Origin of the sequence: Pantoea sp. PNA 14-12 (genome assembly GCF_004364735.1) — a bacterium.
GTDB lineage: Bacteria > Pseudomonadota > Gammaproteobacteria > Enterobacterales > Enterobacteriaceae > Pantoea > Pantoea stewartii.
Genome location: NZ_SOAJ01000002.1, coordinates 542916 through 566776, shown reverse-complemented (window position 1 = coordinate 566776; position 23861 = coordinate 542916). Strand labels below are relative to the sequence as shown.

Here is a 23861-nt window from a genome sequence, read left to right as displayed (position 1 = left end):
CCGGTCTGAATTGCCGCAGGCGCGATCTGATTCGTAGCGTCTGCGGTGTTCAACGATCTGCCGCCAGCGGCGAGGATTTTTCGTCAGCGCGGTTTTCGCGCCTTTTCAGCCCCCAAATATCCGGTACAATCGTGGCCCCTTATGACGTCATGGACCCAACGGCATGCTGGCTTTATTGATTCAATGGTACAAACGCCGTTTTAGCGACCCACAGGCGATTGGCCTGCTGGTGATTCTGCTGGCGGGATTTTGCATTCTGTTCTTCCTGAGTGGCCTGCTGGCACCGTTGCTGGTGGCCGTGGTTCTTGCTTATCTGCTTGAGTGGCCAACCGTGCGCCTGCAACGTATTGGCTGCACGCGCAGCTGGGCCACCAGCATTGTGTTGGTGCTGTTTGCCGGCATCCTGCTGGTGTTAGTGCTGATCGTCGCGCCTGTAGCGTGGCAGCAGGGCATTAACCTGACGCGGGATCTGCCTAACATGCTCAACAAGCTCTATCTCTACGCGGCCGGTTTGCCCCGACGTTTCCCGGCGCTGGTCGATGCCGGCATTATTGATGTGATTGTCGAGAACCTGCGTGGTCGTCTGAGCGGCGTGGGTGACTCACTGGTGAAATACTCACTGGCCTCGCTGGTCGGGTTGATGACGCTGATGATTTATCTGGTGCTGGTGCCCCTGATGGTGTTCTTTCTGCTGAAAGACAAAGACCAGATGCTGAACGCCGTGCGACGTGTTCTGCCGCGAAACCGTGGTCTGGCCGCCGAGGTGTGGCAGGAAATGAATCAGCAAATCACCAACTATATTCGTGGCAAGGTGCTGGAGATGATCGTCGTCGGCATCGCCAGCTGGCTGGCGTTTCTGTATCTCGGTCTCAATTACTCTCTTCTGCTGGCGGTGCTGGTGGGCATATCGGTCCTGATTCCCTATATTGGCGCCATGCTGGTAACGATACCGGTCATTGGCGTCGCCCTGTTTCAGTGGGGGCTGGGCACGGAATTCTGGACATTGCTGACCGTCTACCTGGTCATCCAGGCGCTGGACGGCAATGTGTTAGTTCCGGTGTTGTTCTCCGAAGCGGTTAATTTGCATCCGCTGGTGATTATATTATCCGTGGTGATCTTTGGTGGGTTATGGGGCTTCTGGGGCGTATTTTTTGCGATTCCGCTCGCCACGCTGGTGAAGGCGGTGGTGCATGCCTGGCCGGATGCCACGCTTGACGAAACGCTGAGTCGGTAAACAATCAGGGCGCGGTTTTCACCGCGCCCTGAGAGGCTCATGCAGACTTAAGATAGTCCATCACGATGTCGTGGTGATTGGACGTTTTGAAATCGTCGAACACTTTTTCAATCTTGCCGTTGGCATCGACCAGGAAACTGATGCGGTGGATGCCGTCGTAGGTTTTACCCATAAAGGTTTTTTCACCCCAGACGCCAAACTGCTGGCATACCTGGTGATCTTCGTCCGACAGCAGCGTGAAGTTAAGCAGCTCTTTTTCTGCAAAACGTGACAGCTTTTCCGGTTTATCCGTACTGATTCCCAGGACTTCAACGCCCGCCTTTTTTAGCTCATCCATGTTGTCACGCAGACCACATGCCTGAACGGTACAGCCTGGCGTCATGGCTTTAGGGTAAAAGTAGACCAGAACGCGCTGACCCTGGAAATCGGCTAAATTCACTTGTTCGCCATCCTGATCGGGCAAGCTAAATTTCGGTGCGGTATCACCGGCTTTCAGTGGATTCATCACATCTCTCCATTTTTTCGGTTCATGCTGTGGTTAATACACCATGAGGCGAGAAACAGCCAAATGGAAAATTATCAATTTCAGACGGTTTCCTCACCTGACCGTACTTTTAACGTAGCAGAACAGTCTGCGAGGCGCTCGTCTTTACCTGCCGGGTACAACCAGTTCGTGGGTGTCCGCATCGCTCAGACTGTAAAGCCGTAACGAACCCTGTGCATTCAGTTCCTGACATAACGCATTAAACGCCAGTTCAAATGCCGGGCCGTCGCTGCGCGTCGGGCTGTGTGCCGTCATCTGAATATAGAGTGTGGCGGGCTTGCCGTGTTGAGCAGGCTGAATACGTGAAACCAGTTCCGCAATGTTCATCTGGTGCTTATCGGTGAGATCCGTAAAGCGCTCAATGATATGCGGTGAGTCAGCTACCTCGACCTGGATAAAGGCCGTGTCGGGCATCGGAGGGCGTGCGGTAGCGTGCGTACGCTTCATCACGATCAGCAGTTCCAGCTCTGCGCCTTTGAGCGGGAGCGTGGACTCAATCAGCGTGATCGCGTTCCAGCTGCCGGACAGCAGCATAATGAACGTGAATTCATCCCCAAGCATGGCAAGGCGACTGTCTTCGATGTTGCAACCGCAACTGCTGACGTGGCGAGTAATCGTATTAACGATACCCGGACGGTCAACACCCAGAGCGGTGATCACCAAGTGATGGGGTTGAGATTGCGACAAAATAGGATTCCCTGTGCATTTGCTAATAACCATAAGGTAAACATAAAAAAAACTGCTGACAAGCGCGGGAATAGCGGAGCTTGCTTGCTTTTCCCTAAGTGTAAACCGTACCATGAAGCACTTGTTTGTCGAGGGGATCGCCAATGTTTACGGGAAGTATTGTTGCACTCGTTACGCCGATGGATGACAAAGGTAATGTCTGCCGTGCGAGTTTGAAAAAACTGATTGATTACCATGTCGCCAGCGGTACTGCGGCGATCGTTTCCGTCGGCACCACCGGCGAATCAGCCACCCTGAGCCATGAAGAACATGGTGATGTGGTGCTGCAAACCCTGGATCTGGCGGATGGGCGTATTCCCGTGATTGCCGGCACCGGCGCCAATGCGACAGCGGAAGGCATCTCGCTGACCAAACGATTTGAAAATTCAGGCGTTGTTGGCTGCCTGACGGTCACACCTTACTATAATCGTCCTACCCAGGAAGGCTTATACCAGCACTTTAAAGCGATTGCCGAGAGCACCAGCCTGCCGCAGATGCTGTATAACGTCCCTTCCCGTACCGGTTGTGATATGTTGCCGGAAACCGTTGCCCGCCTCGCTGAAATCAAAAATATTATCGGAATCAAAGAGGCAACCGGGAACTTATCGCGTGTCAGCCAGATCCAAGAGCTGGTTGATGATGCGTTCATCCTGGTGAGTGGCGACGACGCCAGCGCACTGGACTTTATGCAACTGGGCGGTAACGGCGTCATTTCGGTGACGGCAAACGTAGCAGCACGCGAAATGGCCGAACTGTGCAAACTGGCACAGCAGGGCAATTTCGTTGAAGCTCGCCGTCTGAATCAGCGTCTGATGCACCTGCACCAGACGCTTTTCTGTGAACCTAATCCAATCCCGGTTAAATGGGCGGCAAAACAGCTAGGATTAATCGCTAATGACACGCTGCGTCTGCCAATGACGCCACTGACGGCGGTTGCACAGCCAAAAGTGGAGCAGGCGCTGGTGAAAGCGGGTTTGCGATAATTTAGGGAGTGTGAATGAATTACTCAGTAAAGCGGTCAACGATTGCAACGGTGGTGGGGCTTTCCACCCTGATGCTGTTGTCGGCCTGTTCGAACGATCAGCGTTATAAGCGCCAGGTCAGCGGTGATGAATCTTACCTGCAGGCCAGCGGGCTGCGTGAGTTAAAAGCGCCGCCGGGCATGATTCTGCCTGTTCAGAACGGCGAATACGATATCCCACCGTCAACCAGTCAGGCACCGGTTGGCAAGCAGTTGGATATCCGTCCACCGGCGCAGCCGCTGGCCTTGATGAACGGCTCACGCGCGCAGTTCAGCAATAACACCGGCGCACTGATTTTCGACAACAACCGTGGATCAATTTGGTCGCAGGTTGTGGGCGTTGTGCAGGCGAAAAACTTCCCGATTGCGTCGCGCAATGACGCCGGACAGCAGCTGACCACCGACTGGGTGCAGTGGAACCGCGCAGATGAAGACAAGCAATATCGCGGGCGTTACCAGATCAGTGTGAAATCACAGAGCTATCAGCAGGTGCTGACCGTGCGTCTGCTGGAACTGCAGCAGGAAGGCACTAACATCACCTCGCCAGAGCAGATCCAACGCTATACCGCGCAGATGCTGAATGAGATTGCGGCGGGCATGGACAAGGTTGCCACGGCGAATGAAAACGCCGCAGCGGGCCGCGTGAACGGTGCGATTGATGTGCAGAGTGCAGCGGATGATACCGGCCTGCCTATGCTGGTATTACGTACGCCGTTCAACGTCGCCTGGCAGCGCCTGCCTGCGGCAATGAAACGCGTCGGCATGGACGTCACGGACACGACCCGTTCAACCGGCAGCATGAAAGTGACCTACAAAGCGCCGGGCAGCAGCGCCTGGGACAGCCTTGGCGCCAAAGATCCTGAACTGCCAAACGGCGATTACAAGGTTCAGGTTGGCGATCTCGATAACCGAACCAGTCTGCAATTCATTGATCCTAAAGGCCATGTGCTGACGCAGGCGCAAAATGATGCGCTGGTGTCGGTGTTCCAGGCCGCAATGAACAAATAAAATTACCCCAGGCCGGAGATTCTCCGGCCTTTTTATTTTGTTTTTTGGCATAATAGCGCACGTCGAGGTAATCGATTGCGTCACGGCAATCGACCTGAATATGTTGCCTCAGAACCGGATCTTTCATGTTTGGAGTTAATAAGATGCAAAAGCGAGCTGAGTTGTATCGCGGTAAAGCGAAAACCGTATACAGCACCGATAACCCGGATCTGCTGATACTTGAGTTCCGCAACGATACATCAGCAGGCGATGGTGCCCGCATCGAGCAGTTTGATCGCAAAGGCATGGTCAACAATAAGTTCAACCATTTCATCATGACGAAGCTGCAGGAAGCGGGCATTCCGACGCAGATGGAAGCCCTGCTGTCGGATAACGAAGCGCTGGTGAAAAAGCTTGAGATGGTACCGGTAGAATGCGTCGTTCGTAACCGCGCAGCGGGTTCGCTGGTTAAGCGCCTGGGCGTTGAAGAGGGCATGGTACTGAATCCCCCGCTGTTCGACCTGTTCCTGAAGGATGACGAGAAGCATGACCCGATGGTCAACGAATCCTACTGCGAAACCTTTGGCTGGGTCAGTAAAGAAAACCTGGCGCGGATGCGAGAGCTGACGTACAAGGCGAACGACGTACTGAGCAAACTGTTTGATGATGCCGGGCTGATCCTGGTGGACTTCAAGCTGGAGTTTGGCCTGTTTAAAGGCGAGGTCGTGCTGGGTGATGAATTCTCCCCGGACGGTGCGCGCCTGTGGGACAAAGAAACGCTGGATAAAATGGACAAAGACCGCTTCCGTCAGAGCCTGGGTGGCCTGATTGAAGCTTACGAAGCGGTGGCCCGTCGCCTGGGCGTGAAGCTGGACTGAGTCTGCCCTTCGTCTGTCGACAAAAGGAGAGCGCGGGCTCTCCTTTTTCATTTTGGTGGAAAGCTGGTGATTGCGGCCTCACACAACTAAAATCATGCCATCTGCATAACAGGCCACAGGGAGCAAAACATGCGCTGGCAAGGACGTCGCGAAAGCGACAATGTTGAAGACCGCCGTAATCAGTCATCGGGCATGGGAGGAGGACGCATTCCTCTGCCACGCGGTAAAGCGGGCATTATCATGCTGATTCTGGTCGCCGTCGCGGGTTATTACGGTTATGACCTGACGCCGTTGCTGACGGGCGGCAAGGCGACGCCGGGTAGCCAACAGCAACAGCGCAGCGCCGATCCCCATCAGGATGAAGCGGCCAAATTTACCTCGGTCATTCTGGCGACGACCGAAGATACCTGGGACAAGCTGTTCAGACAAATGCATAAGCAGTACACGCCACCCAAACTGGTAATGTATCGCGGTGCCACGCGCACCGGCTGCGGAACCGGGCAGTCGGTTATGGGACCGTTTTATTGCCCGGCAGACCAGACCGTCTACATCGATCTTTCGTTCTATGACGAAATGAAACACAAACTGGGCGCAGGCGGTGATTTTGCGCAGGGTTATGTGATTGCACACGAAGTCGGCCACCATGTGCAGAAGCTGCTGGGCATTGAGCCCCGTGTACGCCAGATGCAGCAGGGCGCCAGTCAAAGCCAGATCAATCAGCTGTCCGTTAAAATGGAACTTCAGGCCGACTGCTTTGCCGGCGTCTGGGGCCACTATATGGAACAGGAGAAGATCCTTGAGGTGGGCGATTTGCAGGAAGCCCTGAATGCCGCCGAAGCTATTGGCGACGATCGCCTGCAGCAGAAAAGTCAGGGGCGCGTGGTGCCCGACAGCTTTACCCATGGTACATCGCAACAGCGCTATACCTGGTTTAAGCGTGGCTTTGACACCGGCAATCCTGGCCAGTGCGATACCTTCGCCGGTAAAGGATGACGCTGGCGGCCGCCAGCCGCGCGATGGCGTCGGCGGGCATACGGCGCGTAGCCGTTATCAGTGGTGATGCTGACTACAGCCTGACGATGGCTGCGCGCTGGTTCAACGCACTGGCGGGCGACTGGCTGTGCCTGAGTGACGTCCCTCTCGGCCCCGGCCCGCATTGTGTGCCAGCGGCGTTCCGTACCTTACTGGGGCGTGAGTTTCATCATGCCGTTTTCGATGCCCGATCGGGCTTTCATGCCGAGGCATTCGCCGCGCTGGCGGGCACGCTGACGGCTGGCAGCTGGCTGCTGCTGTTAGTGCCGCCGTGGCGACAGTGGCCACAGCAACCCGACGCGGACAGCCTGCGTTGGGCCGACGTCAGCGAACCCATTGCCACCCCCCATTTTATCCGCCATCTGCAACGCCTGATCGAACAGGATGCGCAGGGACTCTTACTGCGGCAGCCATCGCCACTTAACGTGCCTGACTGGCCAGCCTTACCGGAATGGCACAGCCAGGCAACCGTCCAGCAGCAGACAATCTTATGTCAGCTGAACGGCCTTTCTGCAGGCGTGGCGGTCCTGACGGCTGCACGCGGCAGAGGGAAATCGGCTCTGGCCGGGATGCTCGCCCGCCAGAACACACGTTGCCTTATTACCGCCCCGGCAAAAGTGGCTACGGGCGTCCTGTCTGCCTTCGCGGGTGAGCACTACCGCTTTATGGCGCCCGATGCCATTCTGGCTCTGGAAACCGTGCCAGACGTTGACTGGCTTATTGTCGATGAGGCGGCGGCGATTCCCGCACCGCTGCTGCATGCGCTGGTAGCGCGTTTTCGTCGCGTGTTGCTGGTAACGACCATTCAGGGTTATGAAGGCAGCGGACGTGGTTTTATGCTGAAGTTTTGTGCGGCGCTGGAGCAGGTGCGCCATTTTACGCTGGATGAACCGCTGCGCTGGGCGCGCAACGATCCGCTGGAAAACTGGCTGAATCAGGCGCTACTGTTTGAAGAAACGCCCGATATGCCCCCTGCGAGAGTGGGCGGTCCGCGTCGGGCGGAACGCACGGATATGCCCGCCTTACGGGCGGCTTATCAGCTGCTTACCAGCGCTCATTATCGCACCTCGCCGCTGGATTTACGCCGCCTGCTGGATGCGCCAGGTATGCACCTGTGGCTGGCGGGCACTGTCCCGGCATTGCAGGGCGCGCTCTGGCTGGTGGAAGAGGGCGGACTGAGCGAGGCGTTAGCTCAGGCAGTATGGGCGGGCCACAGACGGCCGCGCGGCAATCTGGTGGCACAGTCACTGGCGGCCCATGCCGGTTTCACCGACGCCGCCACGCTGCGGGCTTTACGTATCAGCCGGATTGCCGTGGCACCCCGCGGACGCCGTCAGGGAACCGGCAGGCAACTGGTCACGGCGGCCTGCGCGGCGGCGACCGGATACGACTATATCTCGGTGAGTTTCGGCTACACTGAAGCGTTGTGGGCGTTTTGGCGCGCCTGTGGCTTTACGTTAGCGCGCATTGGCAGCCAGCGCGAAGCCAGCAGTGGTTGCTATGCCGCGATGGCGCTGCTGGGACTGACGTCGTCCGGCAGGCAGTTGCAGCAGAAAGCGGCGCAGCAGCTGGCGCGGGACTGGTCATTTCTCAGCGCACATATACCACTGGCATTGCCCTTGTCCGCAGCCGATGACTACGCGTTTACCCCGTTTGATGCCCGGCTCGCAGCGGGGTTCGCCTGGGCACAACGCCCGTTTGAAGCAAGCCTGGCGGTGCTCCAGCGTCTGGTCATTGTCAGCCAGGCTCCGTTACGCCTTCTCAGGCAGGCCGTCAGGGCCGACACCAATCTGTCCCGGCTGGCGCAGACCGCGCAGCTAAACGGACGCAAGGCGTTAATCACCGCACTGCGCGCGGAAGCCGCAGAAGCACTTCTGGCGTTGCAAAGCATTGATGGCGAAGGGTTTCGTCAGCAATTGCAATAAATCCACCAACTCGTTCAAATATTCCCAATATGATCCTGCGCCAGGGCGCGTAGAGTAGTAGCAGGAGGTCGATATGACACTGAGATATGTAATTGTTCAGCAACCCCCAAAAGTTGCCCAGCTGTTTTTGCTTTACCATGCCGTGGGTGATAACCCTGACGCCATGGGGGAAATTGGCAGCTGGTTTGCGAAAACCTTCCCTGCGGCGCTGGTCGTGTCGGTGGGATCGCCAGGGCCTGGCGGTCAATGGTTTAGTGAGGCCGGACTTCATGATAAAAGCGAGCAGCAGTGCGTTAACGCCAGTATGCCGCAGTTTGTTGAGTCCGTTCGTCACTGGCAGCAGCAGAGCGGCATAAGTCCGGAAGCCACGGCGCTGGTCGGGTTTTCACAGGGCGGAAGCATGGTGCTGGAGGGCATCAAAGCGCACAACGATCTGGCGGGACGCGCAGTGGTGTTCAGCGGACGTTTTATTACCCTGCCGGAGAGCGCCAGCACCCGCACGACGGTGCATCTGATTCATGGCGATTATGATGACCGCGTGCCACTGGCACATGCTCATCAGGCCGAACAGCGTTTAACCGCACTCGGCGGTGACGTCACGCTGAATGTTGTGGACGATCTGGCCCACGCCATCGACCACCGCAGCATGAATTTTGCCCTGCATCATCTGCAGTACACGGTGCCGAAACGCTACTTTGACGAGGCGTTGGGCGGGGCTAAACCCGGCGATGATGATGTGATTATGACAATGTAACCGGGCACGCCCTCGCGACCGCGAGGGCGCAAACGCGTTATTTCTTCTTCGGCCAGTCTTCGTCGTCATCCCATTTGTCGTTGAAATCACGATGAGGCGGGAGATCGGGCTTGTTATCCATAAACTTTTTGTGATCGATGCGTTTCAAATCCTTATACACATTCATCAGCACACCGACCATCAGCAGGACCACCAGGATCCACCAGTAATCTTTAATAAACTCCACAGGCCCGCTCCTTTCCTCGCTGTCAGGCGATCAATTGTTCCATGATGCGTTGATACATCCGGCTCAGCATCTGCAAATCGGATGCTTTCACGCACTCGTTGATTTTGTGAATCGTGGCATTCACAGGCCCCAGTTCGACCACCTGCGACCCCATGCGGGCAATAAAACGCCCATCAGAGGTGCCACCAGACGTCTGCAACTGCGGCTTAATTTCATTATAGTGCGTAACGGCGTTGACTACGGCATCCACCAGTTTACCGCGTGACGTCAGGAAGGGCTGACCGGACAGCTTCCATTCAATGGTGTAGCGCAACTGATGGCGATCCAGCAGTTCTGCCACACGTTGCTGGATCAGGCTGTCGGTGAGTTCGGTACTGAAGCGGAAATTGAACTGCACGAACAGTTCACCGGGGATCACGTTATTGCTGCCGGTGCCTGCCTGGATATTGGCGATCTGCATACTGGTGGCCGGGAAGAACGCGTTGCCCTGATCCCATTCGGTCGCCACCAGTTCATTCAGCGCGGGCATCGCGCGGTGTACCGGATTATCGGCCAGCTGTGGGTAGGCCACATGGCCCTGTACCCCATGTACCGTCAGGTTAGCCGTAATCGAGCCACGGCGGCCGTTTTTCACGACGTCGCCCACGATTTCGCTGCTGGAGGGTTCGCCGACCAGGCAATAATCGAGACGTTCGTTACGCGCCATCAGCCGCTCGACCACTTTGACCGTGCCGTTGGTGCCGCTGGCTTCTTCGTCAGAAGTAATCAGAAACGCCAGTCGCCCTTTGTGGTGAGGATTGACTGCGACAAAACGTTCTGCGGCAACCACCATGGCGGCCAGCGAGCCTTTCATGTCGGCAGCACCACGACCAAACAACATGCCGTCGCGAATGGTCGGCTCAAATGGCGGATTGATCCAGCGGCTGGCGTCACCCGGTGGCACCACATCGGTATGACCAGCAAAGGCCAGGGTTTCCCCTTCACCGCGCGTAGCCCAGAAGTTCAGCGTGTCGTCGATGTTCATGGTTTCGGTGTGGAAGCCGATTGCCTGCAGGCGGGCAATCAGCAGCGCCTGGCATCCGGCGTCATCGGGGCTGAGAGAGGGACGACGAATAAGCTGCTGCGTCAGCTCAATGACCGGACAAAACATATTATGACTTCTCCTGAAGAAGATTCTGGTAAAGGGTTTCACTGAAACCCAGCAGCAAGGTGCCATCGGCGGTGCGCAGCACAGGGCGCTTAATGATCGCGGGCTGCGCCAGCATCAACGCTTTGGCGCTGGCGGCATCCGTAATGCTGTCACGCTCGGATTCGGGCAGCTTGCGCCAGGTGGTACCGCGCGTATTCAGCAGGTCCTGATAACCGAGGACATCGATAAACTGCTGGAGCTGTTCGTCGGTCAGGCCGTCAGCCCGGTAATCATGAAAGCGATAATCTACGCCGGCCGCCTCTAAAAAACGCCGTGCTTTTTTGATTGTGTCGCAATTTTTAATGCCAAACATGACCCATTGCCCGCTCATCGCCTACTCCTGTCCCGTAAAAATGCGCTGAGCAGTTTACCATAGTGTGATCTTATGCAGCATCCGCCAGCGGCGCTCCGCATCGAATAAAATACGTAAACAGACAGCCCTGAGGTGTACGTAAACGGTTTCAGTTTGAGCGCTAATGATTTCCTGGTTTATCACTTCTCCTTTAAGAATTTCCTTAAATGCCATTTTTAGGCTACGTCCTGGTTAAGCACCCCGCGAAACCTGTCAGGCTAAGGCTTTGCTGAAATGTGCGTCAGCCAGCAAATCAGAAAAGACTCAGCTTTTTTGCGTCTTTGCCGATAGTACTAACAGGTGTAAACGTATTCACCAGGCGAAAAAAAAGGCGTAATATTGCCACTACAATAAGAGAGGGTTCTATGATTGACACCGAAATGGGGAACTGGAAAGAATTTATCGAAGCGATGTTACGTAACAAGTAACACGTGACGAGAAAAGCAGGGCACTTTCCCCTCTGCTGTAGTTCTTACCACACACAGAAATAAAACGGCCGCTGTTTCCAGAGGCCGTTTTTTTTGCCTGTCTGGTTCGCCAGACAGGCGGGCAGGTTAGTCGGGATGTTTCTCTTTCAGCGGGAAACGACGACGCACCAGCACAAAGAACAGCGGTACAAACAGGATGGCTAACAGCGTGGCGGAAATCATTCCCCCCATCACGCCGGTGCCCACGGAGTGCTGACTGCCTGATCCTGCGCCGCTACTGATCGCCATTGGCAGGACGCCGAAGATAAAGGCCAGTGAAGTCATCAGGATCGGGCGCAGACGCTGGCGTGAAGCCGCAAGCGTGGATTCAATCAGCTCGCCGCCCTTGCTGTTAAGCTCGTTGGCGAACTCGACAATCAGGATGGCGTTCTTCGCCGAAAGCCCGACAACGGTCAGCAGGCCGACCTGGAAATAGACGTCGTTTTCCAGCCCGCGCGTCCAGGTGGCGATCAGGGCGCCGACCACACCGAGCGGCACAACCAGCATCACAGAGAACGGAATCGACCAGCTCTCATACAGGGCCGCCAGACAGAGGAACACGACCAGCAGCGAAACGGCGTACAGCGCCGGAGCCTGAGAGCCGGACAACCGCTCCTGATACGACGCACCCGTCCACTGGAAGCCCACACCGAGCGGCAGGGATTCAACCAGCTTCTCCATTTCGTTCATCGCGGTACCGCTACTCACGCCCTCTGCGGCTTCTCCCACGATCTCCAGTGAGGAGTAACCGTTATAGCGTTCCAGACGCGGCGAGCCCGTTTCCCAGCGGCTGGTGGCAAAGGCCGAGAAGGGCACCATGGTGCCACTGCTGTTACGCACGTACCATTTGTCGATATCATCGGGCAGCATGCGATAGGGCGCATCAGCCTGCACATACACTTTTTTTACCCGCCCCCGATCCAGAAAGTCGTTCACGTAGCTTGAGCCCCAGGCGGTGGCGAGCGTGTCGTTAATGGTATCCAGCGACACGCCCAGCGCCTGCGCTTTACGCTCATCAATATCAATTTGCAACTGTGGGCTGTCATCAAGGCCGTTATGACGGACACGGGACAGAAGCGTATCTTTGCTGGCTTTGTCCAGTAGCATGTCGCGCATGGCCATGAGCTTGTCATGCCCGATGCCGCCATGATCCTGTATCTCCAGGTCGAAGCCCGATGAACTACCCAACCCGGTAATGGCCGGCGGGCTGCTCGCAATGACCATGGCCTCATTGATGTGTTTAAAGGCTTTACCCGCGCGCTTAATGATGGCGAACGAGGTACGATCGGCACCCGGTCTGTCACCCCAGTCTTTCAAACGGATAAACAGACGCGCGACGTTTTGTCCATTCCCGCCGGGACCTGAACCGATCGTTGAGAAGACCGACAGCACGTTATCTTTCTCTTTCGTCAGGTAGTATTTTTCCACTTTGGCCACCACCGCCGAGGTCTGATCCATGCTGGAACCGGCGGGCAACTGGACCTGCGTCAAAATCATGCCGCGATCTTCCTGTGGCAAAAACGACGAAGGCAGGTGAAGAAACAGAAACGCCATGACGCCAATTATCCCCACATAAAGCAGCAGCCAGCGGCCGCCTGTGTGCAGGATGCGGGCAACGCCACGCTCATAGCGATCGGCATTGCGGTTGAAATGATAGTTAAACCAGCGGAAGAAGCCGCGCTCGCCGTGGTGTTCACCTTTGGCGATGGGTTTGAGCAGCGTGGCACACAGGGCTGGCGTCAGGATCATTGCGACCAGCACGGACAGGATCATGGCGGAGACAATCGTCACCGAAAACTGGCGGTAGATGGCGCCGACGGTGCCGCCAAAAAAGGCCATGGGAATAAAGACGGCGGACAGCACCAGCGCAATCCCCACCAGCGCGCCCTGAATTTGCCCCATTGATTTTCGGGTGGCTGCGCGCGGCGAGATCCCTTCCTCGCTCATGATACGTTCGACGTTTTCGACGACCACAATGGCATCGTCCACCAGCAGGCCTATCGCCAGCACCATGGCGAACATGGTCAGGGTGTTGATGCTGTAGCCGAAGGCAAAGATCACACAGAAAGTGCCAAGCAGCACCACCGGCACGGCGATGGTAGGTATTAACGTGGCCCGGAAGTTCTGCATAAACAGATACATCACGCCAAATACCAGCAGAATGGCTTCCAGCAGGGTTTTGACCACATCGGTGATTGAGGCTTTGACAAAAGGCGTGGTTTCATAAGCGATCTTCGCTTCCAGCCCATGCGGAAAATAGTGTGATAACTCATCCAGACGTGCCCGCACCAGCTTATCCGTGTTCATCTCGTTGGCACCGGAGGCCAGTTTGATACCCAGTCCGGAGGCGGCCTGGCCATTGTAGCGGCTGAGGGAATCGTATTTTTCAGCGCCGAGTGCCACCGTTGCGACATCGCCCAGCGTGACCACGGAGCCATCGGGATTATTCTTCAGGGTAATCGCTTTAAACTGGTCGGGCGTTTGCAGCATCGACTGCGCGTTCACCGTGGCGTTCAGCGCCTGATTATTGACTGCCGGCAAACCGCCCACCTGGCCGACGGCCACCTGAGTGTTCTGGGATTTGATGGCATTCACCACATCATCGGTGGTCAGGGCATAGGCGGTCAGCTTGTAGGGATCGAGCCAGATGCGCATGGCATATTGTGTGCCGTAGGCATCCACTTCACCGACACCATCAATTCGGCTTATGGGATCCTGAATATTACTGGCGACATAATCAGCAATATCTTGTTTGTTCATGCTGCCGTCAGTGGAGACAAATGCCACCATCAAAATATTGCTGTCACCGGTTTTATTGACGGTCACACCTTGTGACTGCACCGGTTGAGGTAACTGGCGCAGGGCTGCCTGTAACTGATTCTGGACCTGCTGACGGGCTTCGTCGGGATTGGTGCCGGCAGTAAAGGTGAGGGTGATTTGCGCCTGGCCGGTATTGCTGCTGTTCGAGGACATATACATCAGATTATCGATACCGGTCATATTCTGTTCGATAACCTGGGTAACGGTATTTTCCAGCGTTTGCGCCGAGGCACCAGGATAGGTCGCGGTTATACGCACGTTGGGCGGCGCTAAGTCGGGATATTGCTCAACGGGAAGCGAAATAATGGCGAGCGTGCCGCAAAGACACAATAAAATTGCCAAAACCCAGGCAAAAATAGGGCGGTCGATAAAGAAATTCGACATGGAATCGGCACTCCTCACTGCTTTTATTATTAATATGACCGATGCAGCGCGTAACGTACGAAAGTATTCCATGACATCACGCACGACCAGGCGACTACTTTACGTGCGGGCAGGGTTTGAAAAGTGGAGAAATTATAAAGAATGTGTAAATTGGCGCGCTTTTTCTCAACGATGTCGACGTTCAAGCCACAGGATGGTCGCCGCAACGCGTGAGCGAACCTCAAGTTTGCGCAGGATATTACGAAGATGTACCTTCACCGTCTCTTCTGAAATTTGTAAGGTATCAGCAACGGCTTTGTTGGACAGGCCTCGCGCCACTTCCTGAAGCACGTCGCGTTCGCGTTCGGTCAGCAAACGGAACGGATCGTCGCTGTTGTGACGCGTCGCGAGCGAATGCCGGACCGCCTCGCTAAAGACATTTTCGCCCTGTGTGGCCTGTACGATCTGGTTTAGCAGGATTTCCGGTTCACTGTCTTTCAGCAAATACCCATCGGCTCCCGCATCCACCATGGCGAAGATATCACTGCGCGCATCCGACACCGTCAGCACCAGAATCCGCGAGTGGATGCCTTCATGACGAAGCGCTTTCAGCGTGTCCAGGCCCGACATCCCTTTCATATTCAGGTCGAGCAGGATGACGTCCGGTGCCAGGCGACGGGCCTCAGCCAGTGCTTCGGTGCCGTTGCTGGCTTCCGCGACGACCTGAAGCGTCGGGTCAAGCGCCAGTAACTGCCGAATACCGCGACGCATAAGCGGATGGTCGTCCACAATCATGATTGTTAAAGTCGGTTGTTCCATGTTTTCTCCCTGTCACCTGACGCTGCAGGTTGTCGCATGGGCAATGCGGTTCGTCAAGCGGCGGCTGCAGCGACCCTCTGTGGTGCTGTCATTGTAATGATTAACCCGATGGCCTGCCGTTGATCTGCCACATGCCCTGTGATGCGAGATGCAATAAAAGTAAAGCCGTGTTACGTGCGGCTAGTCAATCTCTGATGCCGGACGCGGTGGAAAGCGCAACACAATCTGTGTTCCACACGGCTGCGAACGAATGTCTAACTGGCCAGACAAGCATGCTGCGCGCTCGGTCATGGTGATGAAACCATAATGCCCCGGAGGTTCTTCTGTGCTGATCATGCCCGTGCCGTCATCAGTGATTGTCAGTGAATGCTCACCTGTATCCGTGATCTGGTAGTCGACGGTAATCAAACGGGCATTCGCATGGCGAATGGCATTCAGGACGGCTTCCCGGGCAATTTGCAGGACGTGGACCTGTTGCCGGGCATCCAGTTGCTGCAGGCCTGGCTGGCAGGTCAACCGGATATCAGCGACAGTCTGAGACTGAAGCGGCGCAATCATCACGTGCAGAGCAGCCTCCAGATCGGCCTTTTCGATCGTCAGACGAAAGGTCGCCAGCAGTTCGCGTAGCTGGCGGTAAGCCTCTGCCAGTTCGCGATCAAAATCTGCAATGATCGCCTGTGCCGACTGATCGGAGGCGGACAGGCTGCGCCGAAGCTGCATCAGCTGTATCCGTAGGTAAGTCAGTGACTGCGCCAGCGAGTCGTGCAGTTCACGTGCAATCGTGGCGCGCTCCTCAATCAGCAGCATTTGCTGGTACTGCTTCTGGGTTTGCCAGATCCAGATCGACCGTCCCAGCATCGCGGCCAGGCTGCCCATTAACGCGGCGGAAGGGGCCATGCCGCCGGTTTGCCAGCGCAGCGTGCCAACACGTTGATCGTCCTGTTTCAGCGGTAAATGCTGCCAGGCCAGCGCGGGATCGTGCTGGCCCGCCTCACAGGTAAACTGCTCGCCCTGAAGCTGAATGAAGGCAATATTCTCTTTGCCGACGATGCGGTTCAGCACATCATCGAAAAGCGCCGGTTGCAGCGAACGGCTGGTCAGGATTTGTGAGCTTTCATAGAGTAAGGAGAGCGTATGATTCGCCTGGGTTAAGTCCCGGGTTTTGTCGCGGACCCGTTGTTCCAGTTGCTGATAATGGCACTGTAATTGTGCAGCCATGCTGCTGAAAGTCTGTGACAGGACTTTCAGCTCGTTCTGCTGCTGCACATGCAGGGGCGGAAAGGCAAAATTGCCGCTTTCCACATAGCGGCTGGCTCTGACCAGTGCATTGAGGGGTTTAACGACCTGCTGGCGGGTAAAGCGGATCGTCATCAGAGCGAGCGCAACAATGGCGATCACGCCCGTCAGGCTGCTGATGGCCACGACGCGCATTTTCAGTTCGGCGTAGCGCTGTAGCGCCAGTACGAAGCGGTTAATTTCGTCAACGTAGTTGGGCATTTGTTGCCGCCAGGCATCTGACGCGTTCGCCTGCAGATGCTGTGCCAGACCGGGCCAGCCTTCGCGTAAACGCTGATAGTGATTATTAACCTTGCGCGGCACCCAGGGGCGATCGAGTTCCTGTAACACGGCGGCATCAAGCGTTTGTTGATACTGCGCCAGGTGCGCCGTCAGCAGCTGCGGATCTGCTCTGGCATCCCAGGCCAGGCGGTAACTTTGCATTCGCAGCGATCCGGCCAGATTAATGGCTTCCGCATCGCGCAGGCTACTGGAAAGCGTCAGCAGCGCCAGGCCGGTCGTCAGTAACGCCAGCAAGACAATCCACGTTAACGACAGCGCGATACTTCTGGTAACAGAGCGTTTAACAATCACGACAATAACACCTTTACTGACAGGGAATCATAAGAGCGGTGCCAGAGACACCCGACGACTTATTACAAAATGCCCGAAAACAGCGGCGCTGTGTACGCAAACTCACCCCCGTTGACGTTTCCCGGGAATGTCCACTTACGGATGAACATTACTGCCATAGCTTTACACCTTGCCCATGTTGGCTTTCATTGCCTCGCTAATACTCAACACCATGTTTTACTCAGTGACCCACGCAAGTTCAGGAGGAAGTATGAAACGATTACCTGTGTACCTTAGCGCTGCTCTGTTGGCCACTGCTTCATTCTCTACTCTTGCTGCCACGGCAGTGGACCGGCAGGAAGCCCAGGGGCTGCAACGTATCGGCAGCGTCTCGGTGACAAATGTGAACGGCTCTCTGGATGATGTCACCCGCCAGCTTTCGCAGGAGGCCAAATCAGAAGGTGCCCGCCATTTCCGTGTCATCGGGGTTGATAACCCCGGCGACTCCAGCCTGTGGACCGGCACTGCCGAAATTTACCGCTAAACCCCTCTGTTACCTTCCCTGTAGCCCTTACCGGTCGCCTGTCGGCCGGTTTTTTTGTGATCTCAGAAAAGTTTTTTACAAATCGTCCGGCTTATCTCCTCGGTATATTTTGCTTCGATGTTGCATAACGGTTAGGATTCATCGCCGTAAATTCCCGCGCTGCTTTTCGTTAACTCACAGGCAAACGCACAGAGGAAGAAAACCCATTTCGCACTGCTAAACGCAATCGTTTGGATGCGCGATGACTTATGGTCAGGACAAACAGGAAGGCTATGAAATCTACGAAGAAAACCGCAGCAGACATGCGCGCTGCGAAACGACGCTGGCTCAATTCCCACGACTCCGGCTATAAGAAAGCCATGGGTAATCGTCACGTACAGATGATCGCTATCGGTGGCGCAATTGGTACAGGTCTGTTCCTGGGCGCAGGTGCCCGCTTACAGGCTGCGGGTCCCGCTCTGGCGGTAATCTATCTGGTCTGTGGCATTTTCTCCTTCTTCATTCTGCGCGCGCTGGGCGAACTGGTTTTACACCGTCCCAGCAGTGGAAGCTTTGTTTCCTATGCACGCGAGTTTATGGGTGAAAAAGCCTCCTATGTGGCAGGCTGGATGTATTTTGTTAACTGGGCCATGACCGGGATTGTCGATATCACCGCCGTGGCACTGTATATGCACTACTGGGGCGCGTTTGGCGATGTCCCACAATGGGTGTTTGCCCTGGGCGCGCTGGCGATTGTCGGTACCATGAACATGATCGGCGTAAAGTGGTTTGCCGAAATGGAGTTCTGGTTCGCGTTAGTCAAGGTGCTGGCGATAGTGATATTTCTGGTGGTCGGCGTGGTGTTCCTGGGCAGCGGTAAACCGCTGGACGGCAATGCAACAGGTTTCCACCTGGTCACGGATAACGGCGGCCTGTTCCCGCACGGCCTGTTACCGGCGCTGGTGCTGGTGCAGGGGGTGGTCTTTGCCTTCGCTTCGATCGAACTGGTGGGCACGGCCGCAGGTGAGTGTAAAGATCCGGAAACCATGCTGCCGAAAGCGATCAACAGCGTAATCTGGCGTATCGGTTTGTTCTATGTCGGTTCCGTGGTGCTGCTGGTGCTGTTACTGCCGTGGAATGCCTATCAGGCCGGGCAAAGTCCGTTTGTGACCTTCTTCTCTAAACTGGGCGTGCCGTATATCGGCAGCATCATGAATATCGTGGTCCTCAGCGCCGCGCTGTCCAGTCTGAACTCCGGTCTGTACTCGACAGGCCGTATTCTGCGCTCCATGTCGATGGGCGGCTCAGCACCGAAATTCATGTCAAAAATGAGCAGCCAGCAGGTGCCTTATGCCGGGATTCTGGTTACCGTTTGCGTCTATGTTGTCGGCGTAATACTCAACTACTATGTGCCGTCACAGGTATTCGAGATTGTCCTGAACGTCGCGTCACTGGGGATCATTTCGTCCTGGGGCTTTATCGTGCTGTGCCAGCTGCGTCTGCGCAAAGCTATTAAAGAAGGCAAGGCCGACGACGTCAGCTTTAAGCTGCCGGGCGCGCCTTTCACTTCCTGGCTGACGCTGCTGTTCCTGTTCAGCGTGCTGGTCTTAATGGCGTTTGACTATCCAAACGGCACGTACACTATTGCCTCTATTCCGCTGATTGCGGTGATTCTGGTTCTGGGCTGGTTTGGTGTGCGTAAGCGCGTTAACGAAATTGCCGCCACGGAGCACGAGCATCACGAGCACGATGGCAAATCATCCTGACGGTGATCTTGCCTGAGATATCAATGCCAGCCTGCGTGCTGGCATTTTTTTTCGGTGTTTCGGGCGGTATTGATAATTGCGTGCGCAGACACGTAATTCAGATAGTTTTCTTGCATCTCACGACCTATCATCATTGGCTCCCTTCTCACTTGCGGAGCGCCTATGTCGTCCAGAATCACTATCATCAAAGATAAGCTGCTGTCTGAGAACTGGTTTGTGTTGCGTAACATCACCTATGAGCTAACCGACAGCCATGGCGATGTCGTGCGTCACAAACGCGAGGTGTACGATCGCGGCAACGGTGCGACAATTCTGCTCTATAACCGTGAAAAAAACAGTGTGGTGCTGACGCGCCAGTTTCGCGTGGCGACCTACGTGAACGGTAATGAAGACGGAATGTTAATTGAGGCCTGCGCGGGCTTACTGGATGACGACTCGCCAGAGGATTGCATCCGTAAAGAGGCCATTGAAGAGACCGGCTATGCGGTAGGCGAGGTCGAAAAACTGTATTCGGTCTATATGTCACCGGGCGGCGTCACTGAACTGATTCACTTCTTTGCGGCGGAATATCATGAATCACTGCGCGAGAACGCTGGTGGCGGTGTTGAAGATGAGGCCATTGATGTGCTGGAAATGCCTTTTCCTCAGGCCATGGCGTGGGTGAAAGACGGACGCATTCGTGATGGTAAAACCATCATGTTATTGCAGCACGCCCTGATCGCAGGCTGGCTAACGCTGTAATCCTGCACGAAGCCGATGCGCAAACCATCGCATCGGCTTTGCGCTTTATACGCACGTCATCACGCTGTCGGCGACGCACTCCGGGTGCGCCTGCAGACGCGCCAGTGCCTCGGCATACGAAGGCATCGAATGGGCCGCACCCGGTCGCTCCACACATAATGAGGCAAACGCGGCCGCATACAGCGCCGCCTGATCCAGCGCAACGCCCGCCGCGAGCCTGGCCGCCAGCGCGCCGTTAAACGCATCGCCCGCGCCGGTCGTATCCAGCGGGGTGGCAGGAAACACGGGAATATGCCGTTGCTGCTGGCCGTCAGACAGTAACGCACCCGCCGTCCCCAGTGTAATAATGATCTGGCGCGCCCCTTTGCGATGCAGAATTTCTGCCGCCTGCCGGGCACTGCGGATATCGTTGACGTTGATGCCGGTCAGCAGCCTCGCTTCCGTACTGTTCGGGGTCAGCAGATCGACTTTTGCCAGCAACGTATCGCTGATTTTTTGAAACGGCGCGGGATTAAGGATCACAAAGGTATTGGCGGCCCGCGCATTATCAATCATGCGCTGTATCGCGCTCAGGTTGTTCTCGAGCTGGACCAGCAGGATGTCCGCCGCCGCGACGGTGGGTTTGCAGCGCGTGACTTCCGCCGCCGTCACGGTAAGGTTGGCGCCCGGATAGACGGAAATCATGTTTTCGGCGTCGTTTCCGGCAACGTAGATCAACGCATTGCCGGTGGGTTTCTCCTTACAGGTGAACAGTGTAATCGCATCAAACCCGGTTTTTTCCAGATGGCGGCGGGCAAACACACCAAAGTCGTCCTTGCCCACTTTGCCAATGTAGTGCACCCGGGCGCCCGCGCGCAGTGCGGCGGTGGCCTGATTCGCACCTTTACCGCCCGGTCCCATCATGCTGTGCTGAGCAATCAGCGATTCGCCCGGCAGGGGAAAGCGGCGCATACCGGCGACAATATCCAGATTGAATGAACCAAACACACAGACTTTGCCTTTCATTTTCGCTCCCCAAAGTGGCGTTCGGCAGCCAGGCAGGCACCACGGCAGCCCGTGTAATCGGTGGCATGACTGAACACGATCCGTAAACCGTGGCGCGTGACGGGCGGCCGCAAACTGCGCTGAATGTGGTGTTGTAACTGCGCCAGCGGAAAACCGGCCATCGCCAGCACGCCACCGCCCAGAATCAGGTATTCCGGATCGAGGATGTTCATTTCACTGGCGATCAGGTGCGCCAGCCGCTGGACGAAGGCCTGCAGATCGGGATGATCCCCGTGTCGCGCAAACAGTTGTGACAGGGCGGTGTCCGGCTGATGCGTCGCCGCCCACTGGCTCAGCCAGTGACCGGAGATCAGCGTTTCCGCACAGCCGCGATTGCCGCACGGGCAGGGCAGGTCATTGCCGGGCAGGGGAATATGCCCCAGTTCACCCGCGCCGCCATGATGACCATGATAAAAGCGGCCTTCCAGCCACAGGCTGTTGCCTAAACCGGTGCCGGGATACAATCCCACCGCGTTGTCGGGCAGGGCATCAAGCTGTAGCAGATCCCATAACATCAGGTGGTTGACGTCTTTATCCATGGCGACCGGCACGCCCAGTCGCTTGCTCAACTGGGCTGCCACAGGTTGCCCATCCAGTGCCTGAATAAAGGGTAACGAGATAACCTGCTGACGATCGCGGCTGAGAATACCGGGGAGCCCGAGCATTACGCCGCTAATCGCTTGTGACGCCAGCGTGTCAATAATCACATCGCCCAGGGCGTGGAGCGCATCCGTTTGCTGTGCCCAACTGGCGGTCGCTATTTTACGGAATCCGCACCAGTGCTGGCCGTCTTCCATCAGTTGCAGTCGGGTGCTGGTGCCACCGATATCCATTCCAAGCCAGCGTTGTTTCATGCAGACTCCTGTGCCAGTCCCTGTGCGGCATCAATGCTGCTGCGCATCATGTCCCAGGCGGTGCTGAGATCGTCATGCACGTTGAACAGGCCTGAGGTGCCGACAATCAGCACGTCTGCGCCGGCCTCCAGTAGCGTGCGGTAGGTTCGTTGATTACAGGAGCCGTCAATTTCGATGAGGAAGTCATAGCCCTGTGCCTGTTTCAGGGCCTTAAGCTGCTGGATCTTCTGCACCATCTCGGGAATAAATGGCTGCCCGGCATAACCCGGATCGACCGTCATTACGGTGATCTTCTCCAGCAGATGAATATAGTGATGAATAAACGACACGGGCGTAGCGGGATTTAAAACCACGCCCGGCTTTTTCCCCAGACTGCGGATCAGGTTGATCACCCGGAAGGCATCGCGGTTGATGGTCTCCGCATGCGGACAGATATAGTCTGCTCCCGCTTTCGCGACGGCCTCGATAAAATCGGTCGGCTGTTCCACCATCAGGTGAACGTCTATCGCTACGGGCGTATGCGGACGAATTTGCTCAATAAAGAACGGCGACAGCGTGATGTTTTTGACGTAATGCCCGTCCATGATATCAACGTGCAGGAAATCAGCGCGGGTGTTCAGGACCGCCAGCTGCTGTTTAATCTCCATCAGATTCATGCACATTAATGACGGCGAGATTTGAATACGCATTATGCTTCCTTTTTCTCAGTCAAGGGATTCAGGGCCGCGCTTAAACGTTTGCTGCGCGTTACGGCCCGGCTTTCATTTAGTCGGGCTTTGCCCTGTTTAACGGCCAGCACCACAATCAATACCGCGCCCCACATTGCCAGGCTGACGTGCGGACTGATGTTCATCAGACTGAACCCGGTGGAAAGAATTTGTAGCGCGATCAGCGCCAGCACGACGCCGGTGACCCGGCCAAAGCCGCCATTGGGATCGGTGCCGCCAAGGATGATGGCCAGCACGGTGAGTAAGAGATAGGCATCGCCATAACCCATGCGGGCGGAGTTAAAGCGCGCCATCATCACCAGCCCCGCCAGTACGCACAACAGGCTGGAAAGGATATATACCAGCATCACCATGCGGTGCGTGTTGATGCCGCTAAACCAGGTCGCGTTGATGTTGCTGCCGCCCATATAGATGCACTTACCGGCGCGGGTTTTGCCCAGAAACAGGGCCAGCAGGGCGGCCGCCAGCAGAAAGAGCCACAGCGGCAACGGCACACCCAGTAAGGTATCGGCACCCAGAGCCCTTACAACGGGAGGCATACCGCTTACCGCCGCGCCTTTGGTCAGCCAGATACCGATGCCGTTAATCGTGATCATGGTTGCCAGCGTCACCAGGATGGGATGTGCGCCAATGCGCGTTACCATGACGCCGGTAATCAGGCCAATGAGTGCAGCAATCAGCATCGCACCCAGTACTGCCAGCAGTAACCACATGAGTTGCTGAGCGGTTCCGGCCCCGTCCGGCACCCTGTTTAGTAAGACCCAGGCGATAAACAGGCTGGTCAGATTGGCGGTGGTGATAATCGCCAGATTGAGTCCGCCACTCAGGATGGCAATAAACATCGCCAGGGTGAGTAAGCCCAGTTCCGGCAGTTGGAACGCCATGCTGAGGAAAGTGGCGTCGGTAAAAAAGCGGCCGGGTAACAGAATGCCGAACAGCGCCAGCGAGAAGGCAATCAGAAGCAGCAGGCCAACATTGGTGCCATCCGGTTTTAACGCAGCGAATCTTTTCATATCTGTT

22 protein-coding genes are annotated in these 23861 nt (G+C 56.1%); 10 read left to right on the top strand and 12 right to left on the bottom strand.

The features are described 5' to 3' along the window. The first annotated feature begins 163 nt into the window (after positions 1–163). Positions 164–1234 (top strand): AI-2E family transporter, encoded by a 1071-nt coding sequence (locus C7434_RS10225; protein WP_006120437.1) that lies wholly within the window; start codon positions 164–166, stop codon positions 1232–1234. Positions 1235–1271: 37 nt separating this feature from the next. On the opposite strand, the gene bcp is transcribed toward C7434_RS10225, so the two are convergent. After that, on the bottom strand, positions 1272–1739 hold the full coding sequence (bcp, locus tag C7434_RS10220) for a thioredoxin-dependent thiol peroxidase (RefSeq protein ID WP_006120436.1): 468 nt from the start codon (positions 1737–1739) through the stop codon (positions 1272–1274). Between the two features lie 144 nt (positions 1740–1883). Beyond that, complete coding sequence (locus C7434_RS10215) at positions 1884–2465, bottom strand: glycine cleavage system transcriptional repressor (protein WP_006120435.1); 582 nt, start codon at positions 2463–2465, stop codon at positions 1884–1886. Positions 2466–2608: 143 nt separating this feature from the next. Here C7434_RS10215 and dapA point away from each other — a divergent pair, with 143 nt between their 5' ends. From dapA to ypfH, 6 genes are all read left to right on the top strand, one after another. Continuing rightward, the gene (gene dapA, locus C7434_RS10210) at positions 2609–3487 is read left to right on the top strand and encodes a 4-hydroxy-tetrahydrodipicolinate synthase (RefSeq protein WP_033740842.1); all 879 of its coding nucleotides are present in this window, start codon (positions 2609–2611) and stop codon (positions 3485–3487) included. A gap of 14 nt (positions 3488–3501) precedes the next feature. After that, positions 3502–4533, top strand: coding sequence for an outer membrane protein assembly factor BamC (gene bamC, locus C7434_RS10205; protein ID WP_133745424.1), 1032 nt, complete (start codon positions 3502–3504; stop codon positions 4531–4533). A gap of 143 nt (positions 4534–4676) precedes the next feature. After that, positions 4677–5390: a phosphoribosylaminoimidazolesuccinocarboxamide synthase gene (gene purC, locus C7434_RS10200; protein ID WP_033740988.1), complete on the top strand. Its 714-nt coding sequence runs from the start codon at positions 4677–4679 to the stop codon at positions 5388–5390. A gap of 129 nt (positions 5391–5519) precedes the next feature. Next, positions 5520–6383, top strand: coding sequence for a neutral zinc metallopeptidase (locus tag C7434_RS10195; RefSeq protein ID WP_133745423.1), 864 nt, complete (start codon positions 5520–5522; stop codon positions 6381–6383). Then, positions 6380–8347: a GNAT family N-acetyltransferase gene (locus C7434_RS10190; RefSeq protein ID WP_133745422.1), complete on the top strand. Its 1968-nt coding sequence runs from the start codon at positions 6380–6382 to the stop codon at positions 8345–8347. The genes C7434_RS10195 and C7434_RS10190 overlap by 4 nt, the downstream gene beginning before the upstream one ends. A gap of 73 nt (positions 8348–8420) precedes the next feature. After that, the gene (ypfH, locus tag C7434_RS10185) at positions 8421–9101 is read left to right on the top strand and encodes an esterase (RefSeq protein ID WP_006120422.1); all 681 of its coding nucleotides are present in this window, start codon (positions 8421–8423) and stop codon (positions 9099–9101) included. Between the two features lie 37 nt (positions 9102–9138). On the opposite strand, the gene C7434_RS10180 is transcribed toward ypfH, so the two are convergent. The 6 genes from C7434_RS10180 to narQ form a co-directional block, all read right to left on the bottom strand. Beyond that, on the bottom strand, positions 9139–9327 hold the full coding sequence (locus C7434_RS10180) for a YpfN family protein (RefSeq protein ID WP_006120420.1): 189 nt from the start codon (positions 9325–9327) through the stop codon (positions 9139–9141). Positions 9328–9349: 22 nt separating this feature from the next. After that, the gene (dapE, locus tag C7434_RS10175; protein ID WP_133745421.1) at positions 9350–10477 is read right to left on the bottom strand and encodes a succinyl-diaminopimelate desuccinylase; all 1128 of its coding nucleotides are present in this window, start codon (positions 10475–10477) and stop codon (positions 9350–9352) included. 1 nt (position 10478) lies between these two features. Next, positions 10479–10847: an ArsC family reductase gene (locus C7434_RS10170; protein WP_133745420.1), complete on the bottom strand. Its 369-nt coding sequence runs from the start codon at positions 10845–10847 to the stop codon at positions 10479–10481. Positions 10848–11422: 575 nt separating this feature from the next. Beyond that, positions 11423–14539 carry a multidrug efflux RND transporter permease AcrD gene (acrD, locus tag C7434_RS10160; RefSeq protein ID WP_033740838.1) on the bottom strand — a complete coding sequence of 1039 codons (3117 nt, stop codon included), beginning with the start codon at positions 14537–14539 and terminating at the stop codon, positions 11423–11425. A 165-nt stretch (positions 14540–14704) separates the two neighbouring features. Further along, complete coding sequence (locus C7434_RS10155) at positions 14705–15337, bottom strand: response regulator (RefSeq protein WP_006120610.1); 633 nt, start codon at positions 15335–15337, stop codon at positions 14705–14707. A 180-nt stretch (positions 15338–15517) separates the two neighbouring features. Beyond that, on the bottom strand, positions 15518–17206 hold the full coding sequence (narQ, locus tag C7434_RS10150; RefSeq protein ID WP_133745419.1) for a nitrate/nitrite two-component system sensor histidine kinase NarQ: 1689 nt from the start codon (positions 17204–17206) through the stop codon (positions 15518–15520). A gap of 250 nt (positions 17207–17456) precedes the next feature. On the opposite strand from narQ, the gene C7434_RS10145 reads away from it, so the two are divergent. From C7434_RS10145 to nudK, 3 genes are all read left to right on the top strand, one after another. Continuing rightward, entirely contained in the window at positions 17457–17729 is a 273-nt protein-coding gene (locus tag C7434_RS10145) for a DUF1471 domain-containing protein (protein ID WP_006118378.1), read from the top strand. A gap of 272 nt (positions 17730–18001) precedes the next feature. Further along, complete coding sequence (ansP, locus tag C7434_RS10140) at positions 18002–19474, top strand: L-asparagine permease (RefSeq protein ID WP_033740834.1); 1473 nt, start codon at positions 18002–18004, stop codon at positions 19472–19474. 162 nt (positions 19475–19636) lie between these two features. Then, positions 19637–20215 carry a GDP-mannose pyrophosphatase NudK gene (gene nudK, locus C7434_RS10135; protein ID WP_033740833.1) on the top strand — a complete coding sequence of 193 codons (579 nt, stop codon included), beginning with the start codon at positions 19637–19639 and terminating at the stop codon, positions 20213–20215. A gap of 45 nt (positions 20216–20260) precedes the next feature. Here the strand turns inward: nudK and C7434_RS10130 are convergent, their stop codons facing one another. Genes C7434_RS10130 through C7434_RS10115 form a run of 4 tightly spaced genes read right to left on the bottom strand, consistent with a single transcriptional unit; the run spans position 20261 to position 23854 of the window. After that, entirely contained in the window at positions 20261–21220 is a 960-nt protein-coding gene (locus C7434_RS10130) for a ribokinase (RefSeq protein ID WP_033740832.1), read from the bottom strand. Next, positions 21217–22113, bottom strand: a complete 897-nt coding sequence (alsK, locus tag C7434_RS10125) for an allose kinase (protein WP_039339900.1) — start codon at positions 22111–22113, stop codon at positions 21217–21219. The genes C7434_RS10130 and alsK overlap by 4 nt, the downstream gene beginning before the upstream one ends. Next, the gene (gene alsE, locus C7434_RS10120; RefSeq protein ID WP_006118382.1) at positions 22110–22802 is read right to left on the bottom strand and encodes a D-allulose 6-phosphate 3-epimerase; all 693 of its coding nucleotides are present in this window, start codon (positions 22800–22802) and stop codon (positions 22110–22112) included. The genes alsK and alsE overlap by 4 nt, the downstream gene beginning before the upstream one ends. Next, complete coding sequence (locus C7434_RS10115) at positions 22802–23854, bottom strand: ABC transporter permease (protein WP_133745418.1); 1053 nt, start codon at positions 23852–23854, stop codon at positions 22802–22804. The genes alsE and C7434_RS10115 overlap by 1 nt, the downstream gene beginning before the upstream one ends. Positions 23855–23861: the final 7 nt, after the last annotated feature.

What these genes read in the sequence shown, in the direction of transcription:
- C7434_RS10225 (WP_006120437.1), top strand. Translation starts at nt 164, where the DNA reads ATGCTGGCTTTATTGATTCAATGGTACAAACGCCGTTTTAGCGACCCA.
- bcp (WP_006120436.1), bottom strand. Translation starts at nt 1,739, where the DNA reads ATGAATCCACTGAAAGCCGGTGATACCGCACCGAAATTTAGCTTGCCC.
- dapA (WP_033740842.1), top strand. Translation starts at nt 2,609, where the DNA reads ATGTTTACGGGAAGTATTGTTGCACTCGTTACGCCGATGGATGACAAA.
- bamC (WP_133745424.1), top strand. Translation starts at nt 3,502, where the DNA reads ATGAATTACTCAGTAAAGCGGTCAACGATTGCAACGGTGGTGGGGCTT.
- purC (WP_033740988.1), top strand. Translation starts at nt 4,677, where the DNA reads ATGCAAAAGCGAGCTGAGTTGTATCGCGGTAAAGCGAAAACCGTATAC.
- C7434_RS10195 (WP_133745423.1), top strand. Translation starts at nt 5,520, where the DNA reads ATGCGCTGGCAAGGACGTCGCGAAAGCGACAATGTTGAAGACCGCCGT.
- C7434_RS10190 (WP_133745422.1), top strand. Translation starts at nt 6,380, where the DNA reads ATGACGCTGGCGGCCGCCAGCCGCGCGATGGCGTCGGCGGGCATACGG.
- ypfH (WP_006120422.1), top strand. Translation starts at nt 8,421, where the DNA reads ATGACACTGAGATATGTAATTGTTCAGCAACCCCCAAAAGTTGCCCAG.
- dapE (WP_133745421.1), bottom strand. Translation starts at nt 10,477, where the DNA reads ATGTTTTGTCCGGTCATTGAGCTGACGCAGCAGCTTATTCGTCGTCCC.
- C7434_RS10170 (WP_133745420.1), bottom strand. Translation starts at nt 10,847, where the DNA reads ATGAGCGGGCAATGGGTCATGTTTGGCATTAAAAATTGCGACACAATC.
- acrD (WP_033740838.1), bottom strand. Translation starts at nt 14,539, where the DNA reads ATGTCGAATTTCTTTATCGACCGCCCTATTTTTGCCTGGGTTTTGGCA.
- C7434_RS10155 (WP_006120610.1), bottom strand. Translation starts at nt 15,337, where the DNA reads ATGGAACAACCGACTTTAACAATCATGATTGTGGACGACCATCCGCTT.
- C7434_RS10145 (WP_006118378.1), top strand. Translation starts at nt 17,457, where the DNA reads ATGAAACGATTACCTGTGTACCTTAGCGCTGCTCTGTTGGCCACTGCT.
- ansP (WP_033740834.1), top strand. Translation starts at nt 18,002, where the DNA reads ATGAAATCTACGAAGAAAACCGCAGCAGACATGCGCGCTGCGAAACGA.
- nudK (WP_033740833.1), top strand. Translation starts at nt 19,637, where the DNA reads ATGTCGTCCAGAATCACTATCATCAAAGATAAGCTGCTGTCTGAGAAC.
- C7434_RS10130 (WP_033740832.1), bottom strand. Translation starts at nt 21,220, where the DNA reads ATGAAAGGCAAAGTCTGTGTGTTTGGTTCATTCAATCTGGATATTGTC.
- alsK (WP_039339900.1), bottom strand. Translation starts at nt 22,113, where the DNA reads ATGAAACAACGCTGGCTTGGAATGGATATCGGTGGCACCAGCACCCGA.
- alsE (WP_006118382.1), bottom strand. Translation starts at nt 22,802, where the DNA reads ATGCGTATTCAAATCTCGCCGTCATTAATGTGCATGAATCTGATGGAG.
- C7434_RS10115 (WP_133745418.1), bottom strand. Translation starts at nt 23,854, where the DNA reads ATGAAAAGATTCGCTGCGTTAAAACCGGATGGCACCAATGTTGGCCTG.